Source organism: Fulvimarina thalattae, from assembly GCF_040239565.1.
Taxonomy (GTDB): Bacteria; Pseudomonadota; Alphaproteobacteria; order Rhizobiales; family Rhizobiaceae; genus Fulvimarina.
On record NZ_JBEHWS010000010.1, the window covers coordinates 38,930 to 63,699 of the forward strand.

Below are 24,770 nucleotides of genomic sequence, written 5' to 3' on the forward strand. Positions count from 1 at the left end.
GACATGGCGGCGAAGAAGCGGTTCGAACTGCATCCACGACTGGAGGCAGACAGTTACACGATCAAGAAGTTAGGACTTTGCGAGCTTCGGCTCATGGACGACAGCCGGTGGCCGTGGCTGCTCCTCATCCCCCGAAGGCCAGATATCGTCGAATTCTTCGATATGACGAATCTCGATCAGACCATGCTCAGCTTCGAGCACGGCCTCGTCGCAGAACCGTTCAAGAAGCTGACGGGGTGCGACAAGCTCAATATCGGAATTTTGGGCAATGTCGTTCCGCAGTTTCATTCCCACATCATCGCCCGTTCCGAAGGCGATTCGAATTGGCCGGGTCCGGTCTGGGGCTATGGCGAGCGCGTGCCGTATGAGCCGAACGTGGCGAAGGCCTTTATCGACGATATTGTGAAAGCCATCCTGCCCGCATGACGCAATCGACTGACAACCGGACCGATGCGCGGAAAGCGCTGATCGGATTTACCGGCAATACGCTCGATCGCAGGACCGAAGATCGACAGCCCGGCGAACTCGAATCGGCGCTGGCCCATCCGGAAGCATGCTTCCACCTCCATTCGGCTTCGGGTTTCCTGAACGATGTCAGCGGAGAGCGGCCCGATCCGGCCTTCGTCCGCGCGGCAGCGGAAAACCTCGGCTACCTTTCCCATCCCGACGTCGTACTTCTCGGATACGACGCGGCCGATAATCCGGTTCTCGCCTCACCTATCCCAGACGACGCAGCACTGCCGGAGACGATCAAGCAGATCGACCTGCGCTCACTTGCTTCACAAGGCGTGCTCGACCCGGAAACGGAGGGCCGACTCGCCCAAGCGCAGCATCTTCTGCTCTGGCATCGCGACAACCGCTTCTGCGGCAAGTGTGGCGGTCAAACCGAATTGCAGGCAGCAGGCGCAAGCCGGCAATGCCTTCAGTGCGATGCGGTCGTGTTTCCTCGAATCAATCCGGTCTCGATCATGTTGATCCATGACGACGCAGGGCGGTGTATCCTTGGTCGACAGCCCCATTTCCCCGAGAATTCCTGGTCCTGCCTTGCAGGGTTTGTCGAAGCGGGCGAGACGCTGGAAGGGGCCGTACGCCGGGAAACTCTGGAGGAAGCCGGCGTCGAAGTCGGCGAAGTGCGCTATCGCTTCAGCCAGCCCTGGCCGTTTGCGGGAAACCTGATGATCGGTTTCACGGCACGGGCGCTGAGCGTGGATATTCGCTTCGACTCGAACGAACTCGAAGCCTGCCGCTGGTTCGAGCGGGACGAAGTCACGATGATGCTGGAACGCACGCACCCCGATGGGCTGGTCGTTCCGCCTCCGCTCGCGATCGCGCACCACCTGATCCGCGTTTTCGTGGAGGAGACGGTCTAAGGTGCCTTTGCCCTACCCATCGATCGCGACGAGCGATTCCCGGTCGCTCGCCGCCGGATAGACACCGAGATTGCGATATTCCGCCGTGAAGAAGCGCAACTCCTCCAATGCCCGGGCGAGCGCCGGATCATGCGGATGGCCTTCTACATCGGCATAAAAGAGCGTCGCCGAGAAGGTGCCCCCGAGCTGATAGGACTCCAGCTTGGTCATGTTGATGCCGTTCGTCGCGAAACCGCCGAGCGCCTTGTAGAGAGCTGCTGGAATGTTCTTCACGCGGAAAACGAAGGTGGTGACCACGTTGCGGCTGATATAGTTGCGGCCGCCAGCGTCGAGCGTGGCATCGCGCGCTGCCCACAGGCCGAGGCGGCTTTCCTCGATATCGGCGAAGCCCTGATTAGCGGGATTTGCCAGGATGACGAAGCGCGTCACATTGCTCGCTTCATCCTCGACATTCTTCTCGATGACATCGAGACCGTAATATTCGGCCGCGAGAATGGGCGCGAGTGCGGCCTGATGGCGATTGCCCGATTCCGAAACTTCACGTGCCGCGCCTGCCGTGTCACCCGCGACAAGCGGCTTCCAGCCGTTGCGCCGCAGATATTTGCGACACTGACCGAGCGCGTGGATGTGGCTTTTGACTTCGGTGATCTCCTCACGCGCGACGCCCGGCAGCGCCATCAGCTGAAAATGGATCGGCATGAAATATTCGCCGACGATCTGAAGTTCGGAGTCCGGCATCAGGAGGTGGATGTCCGCGACGCGGCCTGCCAGCGTGTTCTCGATCGGGATCATGGCGAGCTTGGCCTCGCCATTGCGCACGGCGGCGAAGGCATCATCGAAGGATGGGCACGGTAACGGAGTCATTTTGTCGCCGTAGACCGTCCTACACGCCATGTCGGAATTGGCGCCAGGCTCACCCTGAAAGGCGATGTACGGCTTGGAGTCACTCATGATTGGCTTTCCAGTATTTTGCGCGCCGTCTCGAGGTGTTCCGCAGTATCCACGCCCAGCGGGACTGTCCTGACGATCTCGGCATCGATCCGCATTCCGGATTCCAGCGCGCGCAGCTGTTCCAGTTTCTCACGCCGCTCCAGGGTCGAGGCCCCGAGTGCGACGAAGCGTTCGAGGCTCGATCTGCGATAAGCGTAGATTCCGATGTGATGGTAGAGAGGCCCCTCGCCCCAAGGCGCAGTCGCCCGCGTGAAATAAAGGGCACGCAGCCGGTTCTCGAGGATCGGCGTGCCGACGATCTTGACGACGTTGGGATCAACTTTCTCACGCTCATCCGTGATCTCGACGCCAATGGTCGCGATGTCGCAGCCGGGATCTTCGAAAGGTGTAACGACCGCCTTGATGGTCGAGGTCCCAATTGTTGGAAGATCGCCCTGAAGATTGACGACGGTCTCGACATCGCCGTTGGGATCGAGCGAACGGAGCGCCTCGTGAATTCTATCCGATCCGGAGGGATGTTCCGCGCTGGTCATGACGGCTTCGAACCCCGAGGTCCGCACGGCTTTGGCGATCGCCGCATCGTCGGTCGCCACGGCAACCCGGCCGATATCGGCTTCCTGTGCACGTTCGGCGACGCGCACGATCATCGGTTTGCCGGCGATATCCGCAAGCGCCTTTCGCGGCAGGCGTGTCGAACCGATGCGGGCGGGTATGAGAATGAGTGTCGTCATGATCAGCGGGATGCGTAAAATTACCAAACAAGTGCAAAAGTCGAACGCTTCTAAGCTTGATGAAACCGAAGCGTGGTGACAAAAGGTCCGAGCCGCAGCGCCACATAGCGCTGTTGCCTGGAGTTAGCAAAACCCATAGGTTCCGCGAAAATTTCGTGGGCTTTGCCGGAGTCCACCGGCAGACTGAGGAGGGATCGTCCCGCCAATGGATTCGTGGCAGTTCAACAAGATCGCCGGCGCCGTGCTCGGCACAATCTTCCTGATGTTTGGCGGAAGCCTGATCGCAGAAGGCATTTTCCACTCGGAAGCACCCGAAACGCCGGGCTACGAAATCGTGGTAGCCGAGGGCGGAGAAGGTGGCGAGTCGGGCGGCGAGGAGGCGACTGTCGCTCCGATCGCAGCGCGCATGCAGGAAGCTGACGCAGCAGCCGGCGAGAGCGATTTCAGAAAGTGTTCCGCGTGCCATTCGGCTGACGAGAGTGGCGAGAACAAGATCGGTCCCGGTCTATGGAACGTCGTCAATCGCCCGATCGCCTCGCATGAAGGCTTTTCTTATTCGCAGGCCATGAGCAGCTTCTCAGAAGGCGGTTCGGTGGTCTGGGATTACGAGCACCTCGACCAGTTCCTCGCCAATCCGAAAGGCTATATCGACGGAACAGCCATGGGCTTTGCCGGCATCAGGGATCCGCAGGACCGGGCCGATACGATCGCTTATCTGCGTTCCCTAGCAAGCGAGCCAGCCGCCCTGCCCGAGCCCCCTGCCGAAGGTGAGGAGGCCGCTGAGGCCGAAGAAGGCGGCGAAGGCGAAGAGGTCGAGGCCAGCGGGGCAGCGACGCAGAGCAGCGAGTCCGACGAGGACATGAATGCTCAGGCCGCCGGAACGACCGACCCCGATACGGCTTCGTCCATGCCCGGTCAGGATCAGGCGCCGGTTGCAAGCGACGAAGCGCAGCCCGAGACGCAGGCCAACGAGGTTCAGGAAAGCGGCGACGATTTCGCAGCGGCAGGCGGCGTGCAGTTCGCCGGCGATCCGGCTGCCGGCGAGAGCGTCTTCCGTAAGTGCCAGGCCTGCCACAAGATCGGCGAAGGTGCCTCCAACGGCATCGGTCCGGAGCTCAACGGCGTGATGGGCGAAAAGCCCGGCGACGTCGAAGGCTACAGCTTCTCGTCGAATTTCCAGGAATGGGCCTCCGACAAGGAGCAGTGGGATCCCGAGCTGATGACCACTTGGCTCAGCGATCCGCGCGGTACGGTTCAGGGCACCAAGATGGCCTTTGCCGGTATCAAGGACGAGGATGACCTGAACAACGTCATCGCCTATCTCGCGACCTTCGCAGAAGACGGGTCGAAGCAGGAGCTTCCGAGCGGTTCGGGTGGCGGAGCCAGCGAATCAGGCGATGGGTCCGATGGCGCTTCGGCCGGCGAGGACCAATCCGGCGAAGACGCTTCTGGCGGTTCCGAAGAAGAGGCGAATGCCGCTTCTGACGGTGGTGAAGAGCAGGTTGCAGCAGCCGATCAGGCCGCTTCGAGCGAAGCTGAAGGTTCCGGCGACAACGCCGAAGCCTCTTCAGGCGAGGAAGCGAGCGCGAACGCCGGCGGTGAAGCCGAAGGCAGCAGCGAAGAGGCTGCTTCCGGCGATCAGGCAGCGGCTTCCGAATCGGAGGGAGAAGAGACGGCGGAGGCTGCAACAGCTGAAGGCGAATCCGGCGGTGAGGCCGTTGAGGTCGCCGGTGACCCGGCTGCGGGCGAAAGCGTATTCCGCCGTTGCCAAGCCTGCCACAAGATCGGCGAAGGTGCGAGGAACGGCATCGGTCCAGAGCTGAATGGCGTGATGGGTGAAAAGCCCGGCGATGTGGAAGGCTACAGCTTCTCATCGAACTTCCAGGACTGGGCCTCCGACAAGGAGCAGTGGAACGCCGAGCTGATGACGACATGGCTCAGCGATCCGCGTGGCACGGTTCAGGGCACGAAGATGGCCTTCGCAGGCCTCAAGAGCCAGGAAGACATCGACAACGTGATCGCTTATCTCTCGCAGTTCGCAGAGGACGGCTCGAAGAGCGGCAACTGATCCGCTTCCGATCGCCTATTCAACTTATAAAGCCCCGGTGCAGAGCCGGGGCTTTTTTCGTTGATGGCCTAAATTTGCACGCCCCGTTGTCTGCGGCGACATGACCGTTTCGTCACGTGACATTCCTGCCGCATCAGGGGCATAAAGAACGTCAACGACGACGCTATTCGCCATCCGCAATTCTCTTGAGGGTTCCCGACTTGCTCCTGACGCACCCGTCTCGTCATCTTTCCCGCAGCATTCTTCTTTCCGCCGTATCGGCTCTGAGTCTCACACTGTCGGTTCCAGCATTTGCGCAGAACGCAGAAAGCCAGCCGACGACGAGTGAACCGTCATCCGAGGAGACTGGCGCCGAACCTACGGCTCCCACCGGTGCAAGCGAAGCCACTTCAGCCGAAGCCGAGAAATCGGAAGCACCCGTTGACGCAGAGTCAACGGGATCAGGCGAATCCGCTTCAGAAACCGGCGAATGGCGGACCACCGTTTCGCTCATAGGCGAATACAAATATCCCGACGATTTCGAGCACTTCGACTACGTCAATCCGGATGCTCCGGTCGGCGGAACGCTCAACGAGATCGCGCTCGGATCGTTCGACAGCTTCAACCCGTTCATCGTGCGCGGCACACCACCTGCGGGCCTGCCGAATTTCGGCGGCGGCTATCTCTACGATACGCTCTTCGAGCAGTCGCCTGACGAACCCTCGACCTCCCATGCGATGATCGCCGAGGCCATGCGCTATCCGCCGGACTTCTCGTCGGTCACATACCGGCTCGATCCGGAAGCGCGCTGGCACGACGGTGAGCCGATCACGGTCGAGGATGTGATCTGGAGCTTCGACAGGCTGAAAGAGCTGCATCCGCAGTGGAATGCCTACTACCGCAATATCGAAAAGGCGGAAAAGACCGGCGAGCGTGAGGTAACTTTCACTTTCGACCAGACAGGCAATCGCGAATTGCCTCAGATCGTCGGCGATATGACGGTGCTTCCGAAGCATTATTGGGAGGGCAGCGACGAGAACGGCAATCCACGCGATATCAGCCAGCCGACAAGCGCTCCGCCTCTCGGCTCCGGCCCCTACAGGATCGCCGGCTACCAAACCGGCCAGTCGATCGACTGGGAGCGCGTGCCGGACTACTGGGCCTGGGACAAGCCGACCCGCGTCGGCCGCTATAATTTCGAGCGGATCGACTACACCTATTTCCGCGACGAGAACGCCTCTTGGGAGGCATTCAAGAAGGGCGGACTCGAAGACTACCGGATCGAGAATTCGTCTCAGCGCTGGTCGGAGGGTTATGACTTCCCGGCTGCCCGAAACGGCGAGGTGATCAAGAAGGTGGTGCCGGATGGCCAAGTCGCTTCGATGCAGGCCTATGTGCTCAACAACCGGCTCGAGAAGTTCGAGGATCGCCGCGTCCGCAAGGCCCTGACGCTGATCTACAATTTTCAGGAGATGAACCGGACGCTGTTCTACGGCCTCTATCAGCGCCAGGACAGCTATTTCGACAACAGCGAACTCGCTGCGACTGGCCTGCCGAGCGAACGCGAGTTGAAATTCCTCGAACCCTTGCGCGGCGAGATACCGGAAGAGGTCTTCACCGAGGAGTTCACCCTCCCCGACTACACAGATCGCAGCCAGTCGCGCACCTATCTGCGCGAGGCGCTGAGCCTCTTCCAGGACGCTGGATATAAACTTCAGGGCAACCGCCTGATCGACGGCGAGACGGGACAGCAGTTCGCGATCGAGATGCTGGGCAGCGACCCGCGCGACAGCCGCACGCTGGAGCCCTACGCGCGCGATCTGCGCCGGCTGGGGATCGACGTAAATATCCGCATCGTCGACTCCAACCAGTATGTCGAGCGCATGCGCAATTTCGACTTCGAGATGGTGGGGATGCGATACTATCCGCAGTCGCTCTCGCCGGGCAACGAGCAGCGCGACTACTTCTCGACCCAGGCCGCGGACTCGCCCGGCAGCCGTAACTATGCCGGCGTCAAGAACGAGGCGGTCGATAAGCTGATCGACAACATCGTCTATGCGGAGAGCCGTGAGGATCTGGTAGCGGCGACCCAAGCGATGGATCGGGTCATGCTGTGGGAGTATTATGTGGTCCCGCAATGGAACAAGCCGGAGACCTGGCTCGCCTATTGGGATAAGTTCGTGATCCCTGAGGATAGCCCGGACTATGCGGGCATCGATCCGTTCTCATGGTGGACGAAATCAGCTGCCGAACAGCAGGCTGCTGAAACCACATCCGACGAAGGAACGGCGGCGAACTGATGGCGACTGCTGCGACGCATCTTACGCGCCGGCGGTTCGGACAGCTGGTCATCGGCTCTGCGGCCACCCTCGCTCTGCCACTGCGCGAGGCGCTGGCGAATGTGGAGACCGGCGTTCCGCTGCACGGCCTGTCGGCTTTCGGCGAGTTGAAATACGCCGAGGGCTTCGATCATTTCGACTATGCGAATCCGGATGCGCCGCAGGGAGGGACCTTTGCATTTTCGGCACCAAACTGGGCCTTCAACCAGTCTGCGCTCACCTTCGATACGCTGAATACGCTCGTCCTTAAAGGAAATGCGCCGCCTCGCATGACCTTTCTGTACGAGGGACTGATGACCAGCAGCCTCGATGAGCCGGATGCGATTTACGGCGCGCTCGCTGAAAGCGTGACGGTATCTGAGAACCGGCTCGAATTCGATTTCGTATTGCGCCCGGAAGCGAAATTTTCGACGGGCAAAACCGTAAGTTCAGACGATGTCGTCTTCTCATACGAAACGCTTGCCGAGAACGGCCATCCATCCATCCAGATAGCGCTCCGGGACTTCGAGTCAGCCGAAGCGCAGGACGAGCGGACGGTTCGGATCGTCTTCAACGAGAACCAGAATTATCAGGATGCTATCGGCGTTCTGTCGCTCCCAATTCTCTCCAAGGCTTTCTTCGAGGGGCGCTCGCTCGATGAGCTGACCGACGAGATCATTCCAGGCACCGGACGCTACACAGTGGGCCGCTACGAGTTCGGACGGTTTATCGAATACGAGAAACGCGACGATTACTGGGGCAAGGACCAGGCATTCGCGAAGGGACTGGATCATTTTCAGACGCTGCGGCTCGATTTCTTCCGTGAGCGGCAGACAGCACTCGAAGCCTTCAAGAAGGGCCTCATCAAGTTCCGCGAGGAGTTCACATCGAAAAGCTGGGCGACCGAATATAATTTTCCGGCTATTCAGTCCGGCGAGGTCGTGAAACGTGAATTTCCAGCAGAGCTCTATCCGAAGTTTCAATGCTGGGCTCTGAACCAGCGCCGCGAACGGTTCTCCGATCCGCGCGTCCGGCGCGCGATCAATCTCTGCTTCGACTTCGTGTGGACCAACGAGAACATGTTCTACGGTCTCTACAAACATTCGGAATCATGCTTCGAGAATTCCGAATTCAAGGCGGAAGGCATGCCCTCGGAGGCCGAACTCGCGCTGCTGGAACCCTTGCGCGGAGAGTTGCCCGACGAGGTATTCGGAGAGCCTTGGACACAGCCGATATCGGATGGATCCGGCCGCGATCGTGAACATCTGCGCGAAGCGCTGAGGCTGCTTCAGGAAGCGGGTTACGAGCGGCAGGGCGGCCGTGTTCTTGATAAGGATGGACGGCATTTCCGGCTCGAATATCTGGTGGACGATCCGGGTTTCGCTCGCGTCTATGGAAAGTTCGTGCAGACTTGCCAGGCAATCGGGATCAATGCCTCAGTACGCGTGGTCGACGCGGCGCAATATACGGACCGGACCAACCGTTTCGACTTCGACATGATCGGACATGCGGCAGGGATATCCCCCACCCCGACCACGAACGGCCTGCGCTCGCTGTTTGGCAGCGAGACGGCGGACCGGCAGGGTTCGTCGAACTATCCCGGTATGAAGAGCGAAGCGGTGGATAAGCTGATCGAGAATGTCGGACGGGTGACCAGCCGGGAAGAACTGGTGGCCGCCATGCGCGCGCTCGATAGAGTGTTGCGGGCGCGGCTCGACTGGATCCCCAACATTCATTCGGATGCCCATCGCGCCTCCTATTGGGACATTTTCGGCTTCGACGAGCCGAAGCCCGATTATGGCTGGCCGGTGGAGCGGCTGTGGTGGATCGACGAGGCCAAGGCCTGACCGAAAGCCGAGAAAGCGGATCATTGCCTCTTGCGCGGGGCTGGCCGCCGCCGCATCGCCGGTTTTGCCGACGCTGGCGAGGCTGCTAGATAAGTCGACCGGTGTGAAGCGGGGGCTGCCGACGGCGATTCCCGGTCGCATTACAAGAGTTTCAGGAGACCGACCCCCGAATGGGCGCCTATATCCTCCGCCGACTGCTTCTGATGGTGCCGACCCTCGTCGGTATCATGGCGATTTCCTTTGTCGTCATCCAGTTCGCACCGGGAGGGCCGATCGAGCAGGTGATCGCGACTCTCCAAGGCGATGCTGGTAGCGCGACCGACCGGGTTTCCGGCGGTGGCGGCGGCGATTTCGGCGGCGGCGGACAGGGCGGCGAGAGTTCGAGCTATCGCGGCGCCCAAGGGCTCGACCCGGAATTCATCCAGCGCCTCGAAGAACAGTTCGGCTTTGACCGCCCTCCGCTCGAACGCTTCGGCATGATGCTATGGGATTACGCCCGCTTCGATTTTGGCGAGAGCTATTTCCGTTCGATCTCGGTCTGGGACCTGATTCTGGAAAAGATGCCGGTCTCGATCTCGCTGGGCATCTGGATCACGCTTCTGTCCTACCTGATCTCGATTCCGCTCGGCATCCGCAAGGCGCTGCACGACGGATCGAGTTTCGACATCTGGACATCCGGCATCGTCATCGTGGCCTACGCCATTCCGGGCTTCCTGTTCGCGGTGCTTCTCATCGTTCTCTTCGCAGGCGGATCGTTCTTCGACTGGTTCCCCTTGAGAGGCCTGCTTTCAGACGGCATAGATGGCCGATGGTGCGCACCCTGGGAGCCGGCTTTCGATCTGCCGAACTGCGTGACACGGGTTGTGCCGGACTATTTCTGGCATCTCACCCTGCCGCTCATCGCGCTCGCCCTCTCGGCGTTTGCGACGACGACGCTGCTGACGAAGAACTCGTTCCTCGATGAAATCCGCAAGCAATATGTGACGACTGCGCGCGCCAAGGGTCTCACAGAACGCCGCGTGCTGTATGGCCACGTTTTCCGCAATGCGATGCTGATCATCGTCGCAGGCTTTCCGGGTGCGTTCATTTCGGCCTTCTTCTCCGGTTCGCTGCTGATCGAGACAATCTTCTCCCTCGATGGGCTCGGCTATCTCGGCTTCCAGTCGATTTACCAGCGCGACTATCCGGTGGTGTTCGGCACGCTCTACATCTTCTCGTTGATCGGCCTGGTCACGACGCTGATTTCCGACCTCACCTATACCTGGATCGATCCGCGGATCGATTTCGAGAGCCGGGAGGTCTGAGCGATGGATGAAGCATTGAAAGACCGGCTGAAGAACGATCCGTCGAACCGGCAGGAGCATGCCGACGATCGCGCTGCCGATATCGCGCGCGAGGAGACGAGCGGCATCGCGCAGATGGCGCCGGAGTCCCAGCAGGTGAAACGGCCGAAGCTTTCGCCGCTCAACAAGCGCCGATGGCAAAACTTCAAGAGCAACCGACGGGGGTTCTGGTCGCTCTGGATCTTTCTGATCCTCTTCGTGCTGACCAGCTTTGCCGAACTGATCGCCAACGACAAACCGCTGCTCGTCTCGTACAACGACGAGTTCTATTATCCGATCGTCGTCGACTATCCAGAGGAGGTGTTTGGTGGCTTCCTGCCGGTGACGAATTATCGCGATCCCTTCGTGCAAGACGAGATCGACGCCAATGGCTGGGCGATCTGGCCTCCGATCCGTTATTCGTATCAGACCGTCAACAACGAGATTCCTTCGCCTGCGCCCTCCCCGCCGACATGGACTATGACCGACGAGGAGGCCTGTTCACGCTATGCGGAAGGTGTCCCCGACAAGAATTGCACCTTCGGTAACATGAACTGGCTCGGCACGGACGATCAGGGCCGAGACGTCGTCGCGCGACTGATCTACGGTTTCCGTATTTCCGTGCTCTTCGGGCTGATTCTGACAGCCGCTTCCGCGGTCGTCGGCGTTGCGGCCGGAGCGATCCAGGGCTATTTCGGCGGCTGGACGGACCTCATCTTCCAGCGCTTCATCGAGATCTGGTCGTCGATCCCGGTCCTCTACCTGCTGCTCATCATCGCTGCGATCCTGCCGCCGGGGTTCTGGATCCTGCTCGGCATCATGCTGCTCTTCTCTTGGGTCGCCTTTGTCGGCGTGGTGCGCGCTGAATTTCTGCGCGCGCGCAATTTCGAATATGTCAGCGCGGCGCGGGCGCTCGGGGTCGGCGATCTGACGATCATGTGGCGGCACCTGTTGCCGAACGCGATGGTGGCGACGCTGACCTTCCTGCCCTTCATCCTGAACGGCTCGATCACCACGCTCACCTCGCTCGACTTCCTCGGCTTCGGCCTGCCACCCGGCTCGCCCTCGCTCGGAGAGCTCCTCGCTCAGGGCAAGAACAACCTTCAGGCCCCGTGGCTCGGCTTTTCCGGCTTCATCGTGATCAGCCTCATGCTATCCTTGCTGGTCTTCATCGGCGAAGCGGTGCGTGACGCCTTCGATCCGCGCAAGAGCTTCGGATGAGCGAAAGGACGGCAACGATGGGCGAGATCGTGAGAACGGTGAAGGTCGAAGACCTGCCGGATGACGTGCGCCCGCACTTCAAGCCGGGATCGGCGGTGACGACGATCTATGAGGGGCTCATCGACGCCACCTCGGAGACGAAACGACGGAGCGCCAATTTGACACCAGAGGAAATCGAGGCGCAGCGCGCGCGCGAAGCTATATGGGCGTCGGCAAGGAAATGGGCACGACGAGCGAGGAGGCTGTGACCCGGATCAGGACGCTTCGGGACGAATGGGATTGAGCAAAAGGCGTCTCTATCTCCATACGAATATCTTTATTGCAGGTGTCGAGCAGGCAGGGCCGCGAGCCATCCGCCTGTTTGATCCTATCGCAGCCGGAAGCGTGAAAGTCGTGACGAGTGAAATCACTCTCAGCGAGACATTGGTTAAACCGCTGGAATTGCTTCGAGAGGAGGTCGCGTTGATCTATACGCGATTTTTCGCGGACGATACGGGCGTGGAGAGCATACCCGTATCCCGCTCCATCCTCCTGCGCAGCGCGGAAATCCGTGCGCGCGCCGGTGGCAAGCTGCCTGATGCAATCCATGTGGCGACGGCGCCCGACTCAGGCTGCGAAATCGTCGTCTCGAACGACCGCAAGATGCCGCTGCTCGATCCGCTCAGGCGCATGGCTCTGGAAGAACTCGACGTGGAGCCGTTCGTATGAGCCACCACGACCACGACCACGACCACGACCACGACCATTCAGACCATAGCCATTCGCACGGCTTCAAGGGCCATGCCCATGGCGCGAACGAGAAGCGGATCGCGATCTCGGCCGTGCTGACGGGCGTCTTCATGCTGGCGGAGGTCGTCGGCGGGCTGATCTCCGGCTCGCTGGCCTTGTTGGCTGATGCCGGCCACATGCTCACCGATTTTGCGGCGCTCGCTCTCGGCTGGTTCGCATTCCGGCTGTCCCGGAAGCCGGGCGATCGGGAGCGGACCTATGGATACGATCGGTTCGAAGTCCTCGTCGCCTTCGTCAATGGGCTCACCCTCTTCGCCATCGCGGCCTTCATCACCTACGAGGCGGTCCATCGGCTGATGACGCCCGGCGAGGTGCTCGGCGGCACGATGCTGGCGGTCGCAATCGCCGGGCTCGTCGTCAACATCGTCGTCTTTTTTGTGTTGCACGGCGCGGACCGCGACAATCTCAACATTCGAGGTGCCGTGCTGCACGTTCTCGGCGATCTTCTCGGCTCGGTCGCGGCGATCGTTGCGGCTGGCATCATCATCTGGACAGGGTGGACGCCGATCGATCCGATCCTCTCCGTCCTGGTCTCTGCGATCATACTCGTCTCGGCCTATCGGCTTGTCCGTGATGCAGGCCATGTACTGCTAGAAGGCGCTCCGCAGGACATCGATGTGAAGACGCTGAAAAGCAGGCTGATTTCTGAAGTCAATGGCCTCAAAGACGTCCACCATGTCCATATCTGGTCGCTGACGCCCGAGCGTCCGATGGCGACGCTTCATGCCTGCATTGACGAAGCGGCGGACGGCCCCGAAATTACCCGAACCATCAAGGCCGAGTTGAAGCAGCGCTTTTCGATCGAGCATGCGACGGTCGAGGTCGAATACGGAAGCTGCGCCGACGACGCAGTGCATCATGCAGAGCACCGTCACGGATCGCACGACCACCACCACGCCGAAGCCGACGAAGTTTCACCCGCTCACCAGCCCGCCTAAGGCTTTTACACCGTCCCGAGGACATGCCGCCGTGAGTCAGACGCAGACGAAGATCAGAAGTGATAAACCGATCCTGACGGTCGAAGATCTTCAGGTCGCTTTTACCCAAGGCGGCAACACGCAGATTGCGGTCGGAGGCGTTTCGTTCACGATCGCGCCGGGTGAGACGCTGGCGCTTGTCGGCGAATCCGGATCAGGAAAGTCCGTCTCGGCGATGTCGATCCTGAAACTCCTGCCCTACCCTGCTGCAAGCCATCCGGGTGGCGCGATCCATTTCGACGGGCAGGATCTCCTGAATGCATCGGAGGAAAATCTGCGCAAGACGCGTGGCAACCGGATCTCCGTGATCTTTCAGGAGCCGATGAGCTCTCTCAATCCACTGCACACGATCGAGAAGCAGGTCACCGAGGTTCTAAGCATTCATCGCGGCATGCGCGACGAGCAGGCGCGCAAGCGAACGCTCGAACTTCTGCATCAGGTGGGCATTCGCGATCCCGAAAAGCGACTGAATGCATATCCGCATCAGCTTTCCGGCGGACAGCGCCAGCGCGTGATGATCGCGATGGCGCTCGCAAACGAGCCGGACCTTCTCATTGCCGATGAGCCGACCACGGCGCTCGACGTGACGGTGCAGGCGCAGATCCTCGAACTTCTGAATAAGCTCCAGCTCGAAAACGGCATGGCGATGCTGTTCATCACCCACGACCTCGGCATCGTGCGCAAGATCGCCGATCGGGTGTGCGTGATGACAAAGGGCAAAATTGTCGAGGAAGGCCATACGCGGCAGATCTTCGACAACCCTCAGCACGAGTATACCCGCCATCTGCTAGCTGCCGAGCCGAAGGGGCATCCGCCAGCGGCGAACGCCAATGCGGAAAAGGTGATGGAAGCCAAGGACGTGAAGGTCTGGTTTCCGATCAAGACCGGCTTCTTCCGGCGCACGACCGACCATGTGAAGGCTGTCGATGGAATCGACTTGACGGTGCGCGCCGGGCAAACGGTGGGCGTCGTCGGAGAGTCCGGATCGGGCAAGACGACGCTTGGGTTGGCGCTCACGCGGATGATTTCGTCGAAGGGCGAGATCATCTTCGACGGGAAGCGCATCGATGAGCGTTCCTTCAAGGAGATGAAGCCGCTTCGAGAAAAGATCCAGATCGTGTTTCAGGATCCATTCGGCTCACTCTCGCCGCGCATGCCGGTCGCCGACATCATCTCGGAGGGCCTGCGCATTCATGCACCCAAACTCTCGAGCGATGAGCGGGATGATCGCGTTGTGCAGGCTTTGAAGGAGACCGGGCTCGATCCATCGACCCGTTTCCGCTTTCCGCACGAGTTTTCCGGCGGGCAGCGCCAGCGCATCGCGATTGCCCGTGCCATGGTGCTCAATCCGCGCTTCGTGATGCTTGACGAGCCGACGAGCGCGCTCGACATGAGCGTTCAAGCGCAGGTGGTAGACCTCCTCCGTGACCTGCAGGAGAAGCATAATCTCGCCTATCTCTTCATCAGCCATGATCTGAAGGTCGTGCGAGCGCTCGCCAACGAGGTTATCGTCATGCGCAACGGCAAGGTCGTCGAGCGCGGCTCGGCGGATCAGATCTTCGACGCACCGCAGACCGACTACACCAAGGCCCTGATGGCGGCAGCCTTCGACATCGAAACGCGGCATATGGGGGCCGTATCGCAATGAGCCGGCACTCTTATCGCGACCAGCTCGCCGACCAGCCGCTCGATTTCGAAATCAGGTCGAAGGAAGCAATTGCGGACGGCTTCTGGCCTTACACGCGCACGATCCTCGATCATGAAAAATTCGACGGAGAGACCCGCGCGAAGGATGTGCGGCGCGATTTCCTCGAAACCGGCCAGGTCGTGGTGGTCATTCCCTACGATCCGAAGACGGATTCCGTCGTGGTCATTCGCCAGTTCCGTATCGGTTCGGCCCTAGCGCTCGACAAGGCGGCGGCCATCGAGCTTCCGGCAGGGCTCGTCGATCCGGGCGAAGAGGTGGAGGCGGCAGCCGGACGGGAGCTGACGGAAGAGACGGGCATGACTGCCAAGGCTATCGAGCGATGCTTTTCGATGCTGAGCACGCCGGGGCTGACGACCGAACACGTCAACGTTTTTCTCGCCATTGTCGACGCGTCCGAGATGCGGGCAAACGCCGGCAAGGCGGACGAAGACGAGGACATACATCCGATTCTCACTCCATTCGACGATCTCTTGCGTGCGGTCGATGATGGATGGGTGGAGAATGGCTTTCTGATTTGCTGCACACACTGGTTTGCCAGGAAAGGCCGCGCCCGTGCGCAGGCGCTGTTGGGCACGATCAGCGAGGACTAAGCAGACTCAGGCCGTGCCTGTTGCAGTGAAATAAAGGCAGAGATCGTTGACCGGGCAGGTCTCGCATTTCGGCTTGCGCGAGACGCAGATTTTCTTGCCGAACTGAATCAGCCAGAAGTGCCCGTCGTGGAAAGCCCAGTCCGGCGCGTTCTGCTCGAGTTGCGAGGCCGTCTGATCTGCGGTCTTTGCGTCTGTGAGGCCGATTCTGTTGCAGACGCGGTGAACGTGGGTATCGACCGCGATGATGTCGGCGCCGAAGGTAAAGCTCATCACGATGTCGGCGCATTTGCGACCGACGCCCGGCAGGCTCATGAGGCCGTCGCGCGTCTGCGGCACTGTCCGGTCATGCTTCTCGATGAGCGCGGTGCAGAGCTTTCGGAGCGACTTTGTTTTGTTGTTGTAGAGACCGCAGGGCTTGATCGCTGTGGCGATCTTTTCGTCGTCTAGGGCGAGGATACCGTCCGGCGTCTTGGCCAGCGCGAAGAGCTGATCAGTGGCCGTTTTCGTGTTGGTGTCCCGGCTCTGGGCCGAAAGGATGCACGAGACCACGGACCGGAAAGGGTCGGGCTGGTCCTTCGGGCCTTTCGCGGTCTTCGTGCGGCCGGGCATTGCCTTCGACAGTCGCTGGAAGACCGTTTCGATCTCTTCGCTCGAAAGAACCTTGTTCGCTGCCATAGTCCAATTCCGCTCTCACAATCCGGCGAAGTAGCGCGGAGGGTCGATGATGCGAGAACGAACGGTCTCAGTGGCGAATCCGTCGCACCTGGTCGGGCAAAGGGGTTCGTGGAAGCGCTCTCGACGTCGAATTTCGGGAGCCGAATTGACTGGAAAGCGGATCATCGGCACCGACCGAAGTCTTGCGCGCCACCGAGAGAATGAGAAGAAGATTGGTGGAGCTAAGCGGGATCGAACCGCTGACCTCTACAATGCCATTGTAGCGCTCTCCCAGCTGAGCTATAGCCCCACGCCGCGATTTGATCGCGGTCCGTCGCGGTGCCCTGAGAAGCACCGCGTCGTGATGGCGGCGGTTTAGTCGAGAGGTGCGGACGGGTCAAGCGGTTTTCCGCGCTCCCGTCCGGACAATATTCTCGCTTGCCGCGGCGATGCGTTATCCGCCGCGCAAACCGCCGTTCGACAGCAGATCAGGACTCTTCGTCGTCGTCCCGGCCGCCGCCCAAGATGTCGGAGACATCGTCGTCGTCATCGTCGTCATCGGCAAGGAAGGTGTCGTCGTCATCGTCGTCGTCGTCCACGGTGACGTCTTCGTCGTCGGACGCGTCGATGTCAGGCGATTTGGTGTCCGCCTTCTCGCTTTCCTCGTCTTCGACGTCGTTCAGCGAAACGGTCTTCTCATCGGACTCGGCCTCGACTTCCGTCTCTTCCTCTTCTTCCTTTTCTGGGGCCTTATGCTCAGGCTCACCCTCAAAGAAGGACAACGGATAGCTCTTTCCCGTATAGGGAGAGACGATAGGGTCCTTGTTCAGGTCGTAGAATTTGCGGCCCGTTTCCGGGTCGATCCGTTTGGTTCCAAGTTCGGGTTTGGCCATATCTGCCTCGTTTGAAGACGTCGTCGGTCTGCTTCGTTTCATGGGGTACGCTGAAAGGACGCGGAGGGTTTCAGACCCTGCGACGCGCCACCCAGCACACCTTTGTCCGGCTGCTGCTCCATGACATCCTTTTCGAAGATCATGGGGCCACGTAAAACGGACTTGGCCTTACGTGTTGGTCCCCTCCTTGTCAAAGCATCCACAGAGAAGGCAATAAGGCGCGGCAAAACGGGCGGACCGCGTTCCGCAAAGGACCGAAGAGAAGACGTTCATGCACAGCGATACACAGGCCCCCCGACCCTTGCGTGCCGCAGGTGGACGCAGTCTGACGGGAACGTCGCGCGTACCGGGCGACAAGTCGATATCGCACCGGGCTTTCCTGTTCGGTGGACTTGCCAGTGGCACGACGCGCGTGACCGGCCTTCTGGAAGGCGAGGACGTGCTTGCGACAGGGCGGGCGATGGTCGCCATGGGCGCGCTGATCCGCAAGGACGGGGATGCATTCGTGGTCGATGGCGTCGGCAACGGATGCCTGCTCGAACCGGCAGAGCCGCTCGATTTCGGAAATGCCGGAACGGGCGCGCGCCTGACCATGGGACTTGTAGGCGCCTATCATTTCGGCTCGACTTTCATCGGCGATGCCTCGCTTTCCAAGCGCCCGATGGGCCGTGTGCTCGATCCGCTGCGTGAGATGGGCGTTCAGGTGGTCGCGCGTTCCAAGGACCGTCTGCCGCTGTCGATCCACGGTCCGAAATCGACCGCGCCTATCGAATACCGCGTGCCGATGGCCTCGGCGCAGGTGAAGAGCGCGGTTCTGTTCGCGGGGCTCAACACGCCGGGTATCACAACCGTGATCGAGCCCGTGATGACCCGCGATCATACCGAGAAAATGCTCGAGGGATTCGGCGCATCGATCGAGGTCGAGACCAAAGCGGACGGTTCGCGGCACATTCGCCTTAAGGGCCAGGGCGACCTGAAGGGACTCCCGGATTTCCAGGTGCCGGGCGACCCTTCCTCCGCCGCTTTTCCTATCGTTGCCGGTCTCATCGTTCCTGGATCTGACCTGACGATCGAGAACATGTTGATGAATCCGACTCGCACCGGACTGATCGAAACGCTGCGCGAAATGGGTGGATCGATCGAAATCCTCAGCTCGCGCACAGAAGGTGGCGAAGAGGTCGCCGATCTGCGCATCCGGCATTCCGAACTCACCGGCGTCGAAGTGCCGCCCGAACGGGCGCCGTCGATGATCGACGAGTATCCAGTTCTCGCCGTCGCCGCCGCCTTCGCGAAAGGCAAGACGGTGATGCGGGGTCTCGACGAGCTCCGTGTGAAGGAGTCCGACCGGTTGTCCGCTGTTGCGGCCGGCCTTGCGGCAAACAATATTGCCCATGAAGAGGGCGGAGACTGGCTTGTCGTCGATGGCGATCCCGATGGCAAAGGCTATGGCGGCGGTACGGTCGTCACCCATCTCGACCACAGGATCGCGATGAGCTTCCTCGTCCTGGGTCTTGCTTCGGAAGAATCGGTGATCGTTGACGACGGACGCATGATCGCGACGAGCTTTCCCGAATTTCCCGATATGATGCGTGGCTTCGGAGGCGACATTTCCGACGTGGCAGTCCCATCGTGAGCGATCAGGCGGGAGGTCGGCGGCTCGATTTTCACTTCGATCTCGTCTCTCCCTACGCCCATCTCGTTCTGGCTCGCTTGGTCGAGCTTCCCGACGATGTGCACATCCGTCCGATTGCGACGCTCCTCGGCGGCCTGCTTGCCCATCACGGACAGGTCGGACCGGCGGAAATTCCGGCGAAACGGCTCCATACCTATCGCCACGCGGTCTTTCTGGGCGATGCGCTAGGACGCCCGGCGAGGTTCCCCCCGCGCCATCCTTTCAAGTCGCTGGCCGCCATGCGGCTCCTCGCCGGGGCAAACGGAGGTGACGGCGTATCGATCGAAATCGTCCGGACCGCTTTCGACTTCGTCTTTTCGGAGGGCAGAGCCATCGATACGAATGAAGGCCTGCTGGAACTGGCAGACAAACTTGGTCTCGATCACGCGCTTGCATTAGCCGATGCCTCGAAGGCAGCGTTGCGGTCGAACACCGACGCGGCGATAACGGCCGGCGTTTTCGGAGTCCCGAGTTTCGTACCGGTGTCGTCCGAAGGTGAGACCGGACCTGTCTTCTTCGGCGTCGACGCCTTCGACATGTTGCTGGGCTATCTGGCCGAGCCAACGCTGTTCGACCGGCAGGAATTTGCCGCGCTCAACTGTGTTTCCGTTGGCATTCGCCGCGAAAAAGCGGAGGCCCGATGATCAACCTCCTCACTATCCTCGTTGTCATCGTCTTCTTTCTCCCGATTTCTTTCATCTACGGGTGCTGGCGCGCGCGAGGGCTGAAAGCCAATCACGGAACGCTCAAGGCATGTCTGACCTCTCTCCTGCCGATGCCGCTTTTGTTCGCCACATGCGGAGCGGTGGCACTCGTCTGGGCAAGTGAGTCCGGCATGCGAGCAACCGCGGAGCTTGTTGGAAGAGAAGCCCCAAGCCAACTCGATACAGGCAACGGCGTCCTCGATGCCGTTCTCGCCATCGCGCTGTGGCTCGGTCAGCTCGAACTTTTCCTCTTCATGATCGCAATTCCCTATCTGATGGGTGCGATCATCGCGGCGATTCTTCTGCTGCTAGACGACAAGGGCCGCATCGAATTGCCGATGCCCGCCGAACCGACAGACCCCAATTCCGACGAAGGATAGACCTTATGGCCAAGTCTCCTGTCATCGCCATCGACGGACCCGCCGCGGCTGGAAAGGGTACGCTCGCCAAGCGCCTCGCGATCCATTATGGCCTGCCCTATCTCGATACCGGCCTCCTCTATCGTGCGGTCGGTCGGAAAGCCCAAGGTCTCGCTCTCGATCTCGACGATCCGGACCAGATGACGCCGCTCGCTCGTGATCTCGATACCAGCGATATCGACGAAGCCTCTCTTCGCGGACGTGAGGCGGGAGAGCTCGCCTCGCGCGTCGCGGCCCATCAGGGGGTCCGGCAGGCACTGAACGCCTTTCAGCGCGAATTCGCCGCCCGACCCGGTGGTGCCCTGCTCGATGGTCGTGATATCGGGACGGTGATCTGTCCAGATGCCGACGTGAAGATCTTCGTTACCGCGAGCGCCGAAGTGCGCGCCCGCCGCCGCACGGACGAGCTCAACGCGAAGGGGAGAACGGTCATCTACGATCGGATCCTGGAAGAGGTGCGCCAGCGCGACGATCGCGACAGCAACCGCGCCATCTCGCCTCTGAAACCGGCCGATGACGCCCACTTGCTGGATACCAGTGAATTGAGTATAGACGGCGTGTTCCGCAAAGCTTGCAGTCTCATCGACGCGCAAATATCTTAAAAAGCGGAATGGAGTTTGTCGGGGCGGCTCTCGTAGAGAGGGCGCGCCCTTTTCGGTCATGTGCGGACAGCTTTTCGCGTTTGCCGACAGCTTCGATCAACCGGTCCGGACCGGCGTTCCCCTGCGCCAGACGGTGGCAATCCGACTTCGTAACTTCGATCGGTCGCCGCCAGGCCCGCTCAGACGCGCTTTGATGCGTCGGATGCGGGCGGAACCCGATTTTGGACCATCGAAACTCGAACAGGGCCGTTTTTATTCGGCCAATGGCGCATAAACCTCTCCAGGGCTCGGCAAAGCGGCCGGAGGGGTTCCTCAAGGAGAACGAATGTCAAATCTCAATCCCTCTCGCGACGATTTCGCCTCGATGCTCGAGGCCTCGTTCCACGAGCAGGACGTTGCCGAAGGAACGGTGGTCAAGGGGACCGTCGTCGCGATCGAGAAGGATATGGCCGTCGTCGACGTCGGCCTGAAAGTCGAGGGCCGAGTCGCCCTCAAGGAATTCGGGGCCAAGGGCCGCGACGGTGATCTGTCGGTCGGCGACGAAGTCGAGGTCTATGTCGAGCGCATCGAGAATGCTCTCGGCGAAGCCGTCCTGTCGCGCGACAAGGCGCGCCGGGAAGAGAGCTGGATCCGGCTCGAAGCCAAGTTCAACGAGAACGAGAAGGTCGAAGGCCAGATCTTCAACCAGGTCAAGGGTGGCTTCACGGTCGACCTCGACGGAGCCGTCGCCTTCCTGCCGCGTTCGCAGGTCGACATCCGTCCGATCCGCGACGTGACGCCGCTGATGAACACGCCGCAGCCGTTCCAGATCCTCAAGATGGACAAGCGCCGCGGCAATATCGTCGTCTCGCGTCGTACCGTTCTCGAGGAAAGCCGCGCCGAACAGCGTTCGGAAATCGTCCAGAACCTCGAAGAGGGTCAGGTCGTCGACGGTATCGTCAAGAACATCACCGACTATGGTGCGTTCGTCGATCTCGGCGGTATCGATGGTCTGCTGCACGTCACCGACATGGCGTGGCGCCGCGTGAACCATCCGACGGAGATCCTGCAGATCGGTCAGACCGTGAAGGTCCAGATCATCCGGATCAACCAAGAAACCCACCGCATCTCGCTCGGCATGAAGCAGCTCGAGGCAGATCCGTGGGACGGCATCGGCGTCAAGTATCCGATGGGCGTCAAGGTCACGGGCCGCGTCACGAACATCACCGACTACGGTGCGTTCGTCGAGCTGGAGCCGGGCATCGAAGGCCTCATCCACGTCTCCGAGATGTCCTGGACGAAGAAGAACGTCCATCCGGGCAAGATCCTCGCCACCTCCCAGGAGGTCGAGGTCGTTGTTCTCGAAGTCGACCCGAACAAGCGCCGCATCTCGCTCGGCCTGAAGCAGACGCTTCAGAACCCGTGGGACGCGTTCGCCGAGAAGTTCCCGGCCGGTTCGGTCGTGGAAGGCGAAGTCAAGAACAAGACCGAGTTCGGTCTCTTCATCGGCCTCGAAGGCGATGTGGATGGCATGGTCCACCTCTCCGACCTCGACTGGAACCGTCCGGGCGAGCAGGTCATCGAAGAGTTCAACAAGGGTGATCTCGTCAAGGCCCAGGTTCTCGACGTCGACGTCGAGAAGGAGCGTATCTCGCTCGGCATGAAGCAGGTCGGCGGCGATCCGTTCGTAGAAGCTGCCGAAGCCGGTGACGTTCGCCGTGGTTCGGTCGTGTCGTGCGAGGTGACGGCTGTCACCGATGGCGGCATCGAGGTGAAGATCGTCGATACCGATCTGACGTCCTTCATCCGCCGTTCCGATCTCGCTCGCGACCGCGACGAGCAGCGCCCAGAGCGTTTCTCGGTCGGCCAGACGACCGATGCCCGCGTCACCCAGTTCGACAAGAAGGCCCGCAAGGTCGGCCTGTCGATCAAGGCGCTGCAGATCGCAGAAGAGAAGGAAGCCGTCGCGCAGTTCGGTTCGACCGACTCGGGTGCTTCGCTCGGCGACATTCTCGGCGCGGCCCTCAAGGGCAACAAAGGCGACGAGGAATAAGCTTCGGAATTCTGTCGGGACCGATCAGGTCCCGGCATTCCAAAACAAAAGACCCCCGTCGAGCGATCGTCGGGGGTCTTTTGTTTTATCCGAATGAACTGGCACTCAGATATGGAGTGGCACCGATCCGGTTCGCCTAAAACGACGGATAGGCACCGCGCTTCAGCTGCCGCCGAGGCTGAACGATTTCTGGAATACCGCGCCTTCGGTATCGGCCATTCGGATGCGCAGTTCGGAGACGTCTTTTTCCGGAATGCTGAACTTGATCTGGGGATTTTCGCTGAGCGAGATGCTGCCCGTCATCGTAAACATCTTCTCGTTGTCCGCCCAGCTTTCGATGGTCTGGACGTAGCGGGCTAGGATGTAGTGCAGCGTCACCTGATCCATCTGCATCCCGGAATGCTGAGGATGGCTGATGTCGAGGGCGACTTCGTCGTGATCGCTCGCGGCACGCTGAAGCGTGTTGGGTGTGGTCAGATCCATTTCGCCCAAGGTCGCGAGCGCCTCTTCGACGCCGGTCGTCGGCGGGGCGGCGCAGGCGCCCGTGCCAGAGGTCTTCACCATCGCCTCGTGCATGAGAAGTTCGCCAGCTTTCGTCTCGACGATGGCGCGCACCTTGGTCGGACCGTTGAAGCGCATGGCCACTTCCACCGAAAAATCGTCCGTATCCGTCGCCATCTCGAAATCGGCCGAGACCGGCATGGGGTTCTCGTCGATGATCAGCGTGAGGCTCTTGATCTCCTCACCCTTGGGGAGGTCAACATTGGCCCGGATAGGCACACGCAGATCGTTCTCGGCGCGATAGGGCGTGACGAGTTCGACGAGCGGGCTTTGCTCCATGATCGAGCGATCGCCGTAGATGTCGGCGCGGATGTCGGACCAGGCATCAGGTGCTCCGGCACCGCCTGCTGCAAGCGCAGGCGCCGCTGCGGAAAGCGCAATTGCGGCAACGGCAATCTTCAACGAAGTCCGGATCATCAAGTCCTCCCAACCTGCTAAACCTCTGCGCGCCCGGTTCGGCGACGGGTTGAGCGCGCGTGACATATATCGAGAATCGGTTTCGATAGCCAGCAGTCCTTCCGTACGAAGAGCTTGCCTAAAGCATTGCACAACTGCCTGTGTTGCAGATGGTCGCGTGACAGAGACTTGACGTTGACGCCCCCTCGCCTGCCGACTACGCGCAACCTCATGGTTGACTTCCCCTCGCCTCTTCTGCCGGCACGTCTCATCAGACGCTACAAACGGTTTCTCGCCGACGTCGTCATCGACGAGACCGGCGAAGAAACGACGGTCCATTGTCCGAACCCGGGCGCGATGATGGGGCTGAAGGAGTCAAACTCGCGGGTCTGGCTTTCGCGCTCGGCAAACAAGGCGCGAAAGCTGCCGCTTACGCTCGAAATCGTCGAGGCGGACGGAACGCTGGTCGGGATCAATACCGGTCTTCCCAATCGGCTTGCCGAGCAAGCGATCGGCAATGGTCTCATTCCCGCCCTTTCAGATCTCGGAACTTTGCGCCGCGAGGTGAAATACGGAATCAATTCGCGCATCGACCTTCTCGGCGAGCAACTGGACGGTCGAACGGTCTATATCGAAGTGAAGAACGTCCATCTGATGCGCGAGGCCGGGCTTGCGGAGTTTCCCGACTGCGTGACGACGCGCGGGGCGAAACATCTGCGCGAACTCGGCGATCAGGTCGAAGCAGGACACCGGTCGGTCATGCTATACGTCGTCCAGCGGGCCGACTGCGACAGGATCGCCCTCGCCGCCGATCTCGATCCGGGATATACGACTGCATTCGCCGCAGCGCGTGAAAGAGGGGTTGAAGCATATGGCGTTCGGTGCGACATCACTCTGAATGGCATAATCCCGAGTGTCGAGATTCCGGTTCTCGATCCGCCGCTGTCCCGTTAGTCTTTCATAGAA

At 60.6% G+C, this 24,770-nt stretch carries 23 protein-coding genes and 1 tRNA gene; 18 read left to right on the forward strand and 6 right to left on the reverse strand.

From position 1 onward, the window contains the following. The first annotated feature begins 3 nt into the window (after positions 1-3). Positions 4-426 (forward strand): HIT family protein, encoded by a 423-nt coding sequence (locus ABRA89_RS13435; protein ID WP_349942010.1) that lies wholly within the window; start codon positions 4-6, stop codon positions 424-426. Continuing rightward, positions 423-1,370: an NAD(+) diphosphatase gene (gene nudC, locus ABRA89_RS13440; protein ID WP_349942011.1), complete on the forward strand. Its 948-nt coding sequence runs from the start codon at positions 423-425 to the stop codon at positions 1,368-1,370. The genes ABRA89_RS13435 and nudC overlap by 4 nt, the downstream gene beginning before the upstream one ends. A gap of 12 nt (positions 1,371-1,382) precedes the next feature. On the opposite strand, the gene ABRA89_RS13445 is transcribed toward nudC, so the two are convergent. Both ABRA89_RS13445 and ABRA89_RS13450 read right to left on the reverse strand, forming a co-directional pair. Further along, entirely contained in the window at positions 1,383-2,321 is a 939-nt protein-coding gene (locus ABRA89_RS13445) for a prephenate dehydratase (protein WP_349942012.1), read from the reverse strand. Next, positions 2,318-3,052, reverse strand: coding sequence for a 3-deoxy-manno-octulosonate cytidylyltransferase (locus ABRA89_RS13450; RefSeq protein ID WP_349942013.1), 735 nt, complete (start codon positions 3,050-3,052; stop codon positions 2,318-2,320). Before ABRA89_RS13450 ends, ABRA89_RS13445 begins: the two co-directional genes overlap by 4 nt. 205 nt (positions 3,053-3,257) lie before the next feature. Here ABRA89_RS13450 and ABRA89_RS13455 point away from each other — a divergent pair, with 205 nt between their 5' ends. The 10 genes from ABRA89_RS13455 (at position 3,258) to ABRA89_RS13500 (ending at position 15,871) form a co-directional block, all read left to right on the forward strand. Next, positions 3,258-5,120: a c-type cytochrome gene (locus ABRA89_RS13455; protein ID WP_349942014.1), complete on the forward strand. Its 1,863-nt coding sequence runs from the start codon at positions 3,258-3,260 to the stop codon at positions 5,118-5,120. Positions 5,121-5,320: 200 nt separating this feature from the next. After that, the gene (locus ABRA89_RS13460) at positions 5,321-7,399 is read left to right on the forward strand and encodes an extracellular solute-binding protein (RefSeq protein WP_349942015.1); all 2,079 of its coding nucleotides are present in this window, start codon (positions 5,321-5,323) and stop codon (positions 7,397-7,399) included. Then, positions 7,399-9,264: an extracellular solute-binding protein gene (locus ABRA89_RS13465; RefSeq protein WP_349942016.1), complete on the forward strand. Its 1,866-nt coding sequence runs from the start codon at positions 7,399-7,401 to the stop codon at positions 9,262-9,264. The genes ABRA89_RS13460 and ABRA89_RS13465 overlap by 1 nt, the downstream gene beginning before the upstream one ends. Before the next feature lie 170 nt (positions 9,265-9,434). Next, complete coding sequence (locus tag ABRA89_RS13470) at positions 9,435-10,568, forward strand: microcin C ABC transporter permease YejB (protein ID WP_349942017.1); 1,134 nt, start codon at positions 9,435-9,437, stop codon at positions 10,566-10,568. Between the two features lie 114 nt (positions 10,569-10,682). Continuing rightward, positions 10,683-11,807 (forward strand): ABC transporter permease, encoded by a 1,125-nt coding sequence (locus ABRA89_RS13475; protein WP_349942108.1) that lies wholly within the window; start codon positions 10,683-10,685, stop codon positions 11,805-11,807. Then, positions 11,804-12,055, forward strand: a complete 252-nt coding sequence (locus ABRA89_RS13480; protein ID WP_349942018.1) for a hypothetical protein — start codon at positions 11,804-11,806, stop codon at positions 12,053-12,055. Before ABRA89_RS13475 ends, ABRA89_RS13480 begins: the two co-directional genes overlap by 4 nt. A 31-nt stretch (positions 12,056-12,086) precedes the next feature. After that, positions 12,087-12,515 carry a type II toxin-antitoxin system VapC family toxin gene (locus ABRA89_RS13485; protein WP_349942019.1) on the forward strand — a complete coding sequence of 143 codons (429 nt, stop codon included), beginning with the start codon at positions 12,087-12,089 and terminating at the stop codon, positions 12,513-12,515. After that, on the forward strand, positions 12,512-13,534 hold the full coding sequence (locus ABRA89_RS13490) for a cation diffusion facilitator family transporter (RefSeq protein WP_349942020.1): 1,023 nt from the start codon (positions 12,512-12,514) through the stop codon (positions 13,532-13,534). Before ABRA89_RS13485 ends, ABRA89_RS13490 begins: the two co-directional genes overlap by 4 nt. Positions 13,535-13,565: 31 nt before the next feature. Further along, positions 13,566-15,221 (forward strand): ABC transporter ATP-binding protein, encoded by a 1,656-nt coding sequence (locus ABRA89_RS13495; protein WP_349942021.1) that lies wholly within the window; start codon positions 13,566-13,568, stop codon positions 15,219-15,221. Beyond that, complete coding sequence (locus tag ABRA89_RS13500) at positions 15,218-15,871, forward strand: NUDIX hydrolase (RefSeq protein WP_349942022.1); 654 nt, start codon at positions 15,218-15,220, stop codon at positions 15,869-15,871. The genes ABRA89_RS13495 and ABRA89_RS13500 overlap by 4 nt, the downstream gene beginning before the upstream one ends. 6 nt (positions 15,872-15,877) lie before the next feature. On the opposite strand, the gene ABRA89_RS13505 is transcribed toward ABRA89_RS13500, so the two are convergent. From ABRA89_RS13505 to ABRA89_RS13515, 3 genes are all read right to left on the reverse strand, one after another. Next, complete coding sequence (locus ABRA89_RS13505; protein ID WP_349942023.1) at positions 15,878-16,546, reverse strand: endonuclease III domain-containing protein; 669 nt, start codon at positions 16,544-16,546, stop codon at positions 15,878-15,880. Between the two features lie 213 nt (positions 16,547-16,759). Beyond that, positions 16,760-16,835, reverse strand: a tRNA-Ala gene (locus tag ABRA89_RS13510). A 178-nt stretch (positions 16,836-17,013) separates the two neighbouring features. Beyond that, positions 17,014-17,418 carry a TIGR02300 family protein gene (locus ABRA89_RS13515; RefSeq protein ID WP_349942024.1) on the reverse strand — a complete coding sequence of 135 codons (405 nt, stop codon included), beginning with the start codon at positions 17,416-17,418 and terminating at the stop codon, positions 17,014-17,016. A gap of 271 nt (positions 17,419-17,689) precedes the next feature. On the opposite strand from ABRA89_RS13515, the gene aroA reads away from it, so the two are divergent. The 5 genes from aroA (at position 17,690) to rpsA (ending at position 22,847) form a co-directional block, all read left to right on the forward strand. Then, positions 17,690-19,051, forward strand: a complete 1,362-nt coding sequence (gene aroA / locus ABRA89_RS13520; RefSeq protein ID WP_349942025.1) for a 3-phosphoshikimate 1-carboxyvinyltransferase — start codon at positions 17,690-17,692, stop codon at positions 19,049-19,051. Then, on the forward strand, positions 19,048-19,734 hold the full coding sequence (locus tag ABRA89_RS13525) for a 2-hydroxychromene-2-carboxylate isomerase (RefSeq protein WP_349942026.1): 687 nt from the start codon (positions 19,048-19,050) through the stop codon (positions 19,732-19,734). The genes aroA and ABRA89_RS13525 overlap by 4 nt, the downstream gene beginning before the upstream one ends. Continuing rightward, the gene (locus ABRA89_RS13530; protein ID WP_349942027.1) at positions 19,731-20,174 is read left to right on the forward strand and encodes a hypothetical protein; all 444 of its coding nucleotides are present in this window, start codon (positions 19,731-19,733) and stop codon (positions 20,172-20,174) included. The genes ABRA89_RS13525 and ABRA89_RS13530 overlap by 4 nt, the downstream gene beginning before the upstream one ends. 5 nt (positions 20,175-20,179) lie before the next feature. Next, the gene (cmk, locus tag ABRA89_RS13535) at positions 20,180-20,815 is read left to right on the forward strand and encodes a (d)CMP kinase (RefSeq protein ID WP_349942028.1); all 636 of its coding nucleotides are present in this window, start codon (positions 20,180-20,182) and stop codon (positions 20,813-20,815) included. A gap of 325 nt (positions 20,816-21,140) precedes the next feature. Then, positions 21,141-22,847 (forward strand): 30S ribosomal protein S1, encoded by a 1,707-nt coding sequence (gene rpsA / locus ABRA89_RS13540; RefSeq protein ID WP_349942029.1) that lies wholly within the window; start codon positions 21,141-21,143, stop codon positions 22,845-22,847. Positions 22,848-23,009: 162 nt separating this feature from the next. Here the strand turns inward: rpsA and ABRA89_RS13545 are convergent, their stop codons facing one another. Next, positions 23,010-23,825, reverse strand: coding sequence for a quinoprotein dehydrogenase-associated SoxYZ-like carrier (locus ABRA89_RS13545; protein WP_349942030.1), 816 nt, complete (start codon positions 23,823-23,825; stop codon positions 23,010-23,012). A 210-nt stretch (positions 23,826-24,035) separates the two neighbouring features. Here ABRA89_RS13545 and sfsA point away from each other — a divergent pair, with 210 nt between their 5' ends. Continuing rightward, positions 24,036-24,758 (forward strand): DNA/RNA nuclease SfsA, encoded by a 723-nt coding sequence (sfsA, locus tag ABRA89_RS13550; protein ID WP_349942031.1) that lies wholly within the window; start codon positions 24,036-24,038, stop codon positions 24,756-24,758. Positions 24,759-24,770 lie beyond the last annotated feature (12 nt).

Bases quoted from the DNA above. Each gene is read 5' to 3' on its own strand.
- ABRA89_RS13435 (WP_349942010.1), top strand. From the start codon at position 4: ATGGCGGCGAAGAAGCGGTTCGAACTGCATCCACGACTGGAGGCAGAC.
- nudC (WP_349942011.1), top strand. From the start codon at position 423: ATGACGCAATCGACTGACAACCGGACCGATGCGCGGAAAGCGCTGATC.
- ABRA89_RS13445 (WP_349942012.1), bottom strand. From the start codon at position 2,321: ATGAGTGACTCCAAGCCGTACATCGCCTTTCAGGGTGAGCCTGGCGCC.
- ABRA89_RS13450 (WP_349942013.1), bottom strand. From the start codon at position 3,052: ATGACGACACTCATTCTCATACCCGCCCGCATCGGTTCGACACGCCTG.
- ABRA89_RS13455 (WP_349942014.1), top strand. From the start codon at position 3,258: ATGGATTCGTGGCAGTTCAACAAGATCGCCGGCGCCGTGCTCGGCACA.
- ABRA89_RS13465 (WP_349942016.1), top strand. From the start codon at position 7,399: ATGGCGACTGCTGCGACGCATCTTACGCGCCGGCGGTTCGGACAGCTG.
- ABRA89_RS13470 (WP_349942017.1), top strand. From the start codon at position 9,435: ATGGGCGCCTATATCCTCCGCCGACTGCTTCTGATGGTGCCGACCCTC.
- ABRA89_RS13475 (WP_349942108.1), top strand. From the start codon at position 10,683: ATGGCGCCGGAGTCCCAGCAGGTGAAACGGCCGAAGCTTTCGCCGCTC.
- ABRA89_RS13480 (WP_349942018.1), top strand. From the start codon at position 11,804: ATGAGCGAAAGGACGGCAACGATGGGCGAGATCGTGAGAACGGTGAAG.
- ABRA89_RS13490 (WP_349942020.1), top strand. From the start codon at position 12,512: ATGAGCCACCACGACCACGACCACGACCACGACCACGACCATTCAGAC.
- ABRA89_RS13500 (WP_349942022.1), top strand. From the start codon at position 15,218: ATGAGCCGGCACTCTTATCGCGACCAGCTCGCCGACCAGCCGCTCGAT.
- ABRA89_RS13505 (WP_349942023.1), bottom strand. From the start codon at position 16,546: ATGGCAGCGAACAAGGTTCTTTCGAGCGAAGAGATCGAAACGGTCTTC.
- ABRA89_RS13515 (WP_349942024.1), bottom strand. From the start codon at position 17,418: ATGGCCAAACCCGAACTTGGAACCAAACGGATCGACCCGGAAACGGGC.
- aroA (WP_349942025.1), top strand. From the start codon at position 17,690: ATGCACAGCGATACACAGGCCCCCCGACCCTTGCGTGCCGCAGGTGGA.
- ABRA89_RS13530 (WP_349942027.1), top strand. From the start codon at position 19,731: ATGATCAACCTCCTCACTATCCTCGTTGTCATCGTCTTCTTTCTCCCG.
- cmk (WP_349942028.1), top strand. From the start codon at position 20,180: ATGGCCAAGTCTCCTGTCATCGCCATCGACGGACCCGCCGCGGCTGGA.
- rpsA (WP_349942029.1), top strand. From the start codon at position 21,141: ATGTCAAATCTCAATCCCTCTCGCGACGATTTCGCCTCGATGCTCGAG.
- ABRA89_RS13545 (WP_349942030.1), bottom strand. From the start codon at position 23,825: ATGATCCGGACTTCGTTGAAGATTGCCGTTGCCGCAATTGCGCTTTCC.
- sfsA (WP_349942031.1), top strand. From the start codon at position 24,036: ATGGTTGACTTCCCCTCGCCTCTTCTGCCGGCACGTCTCATCAGACGC.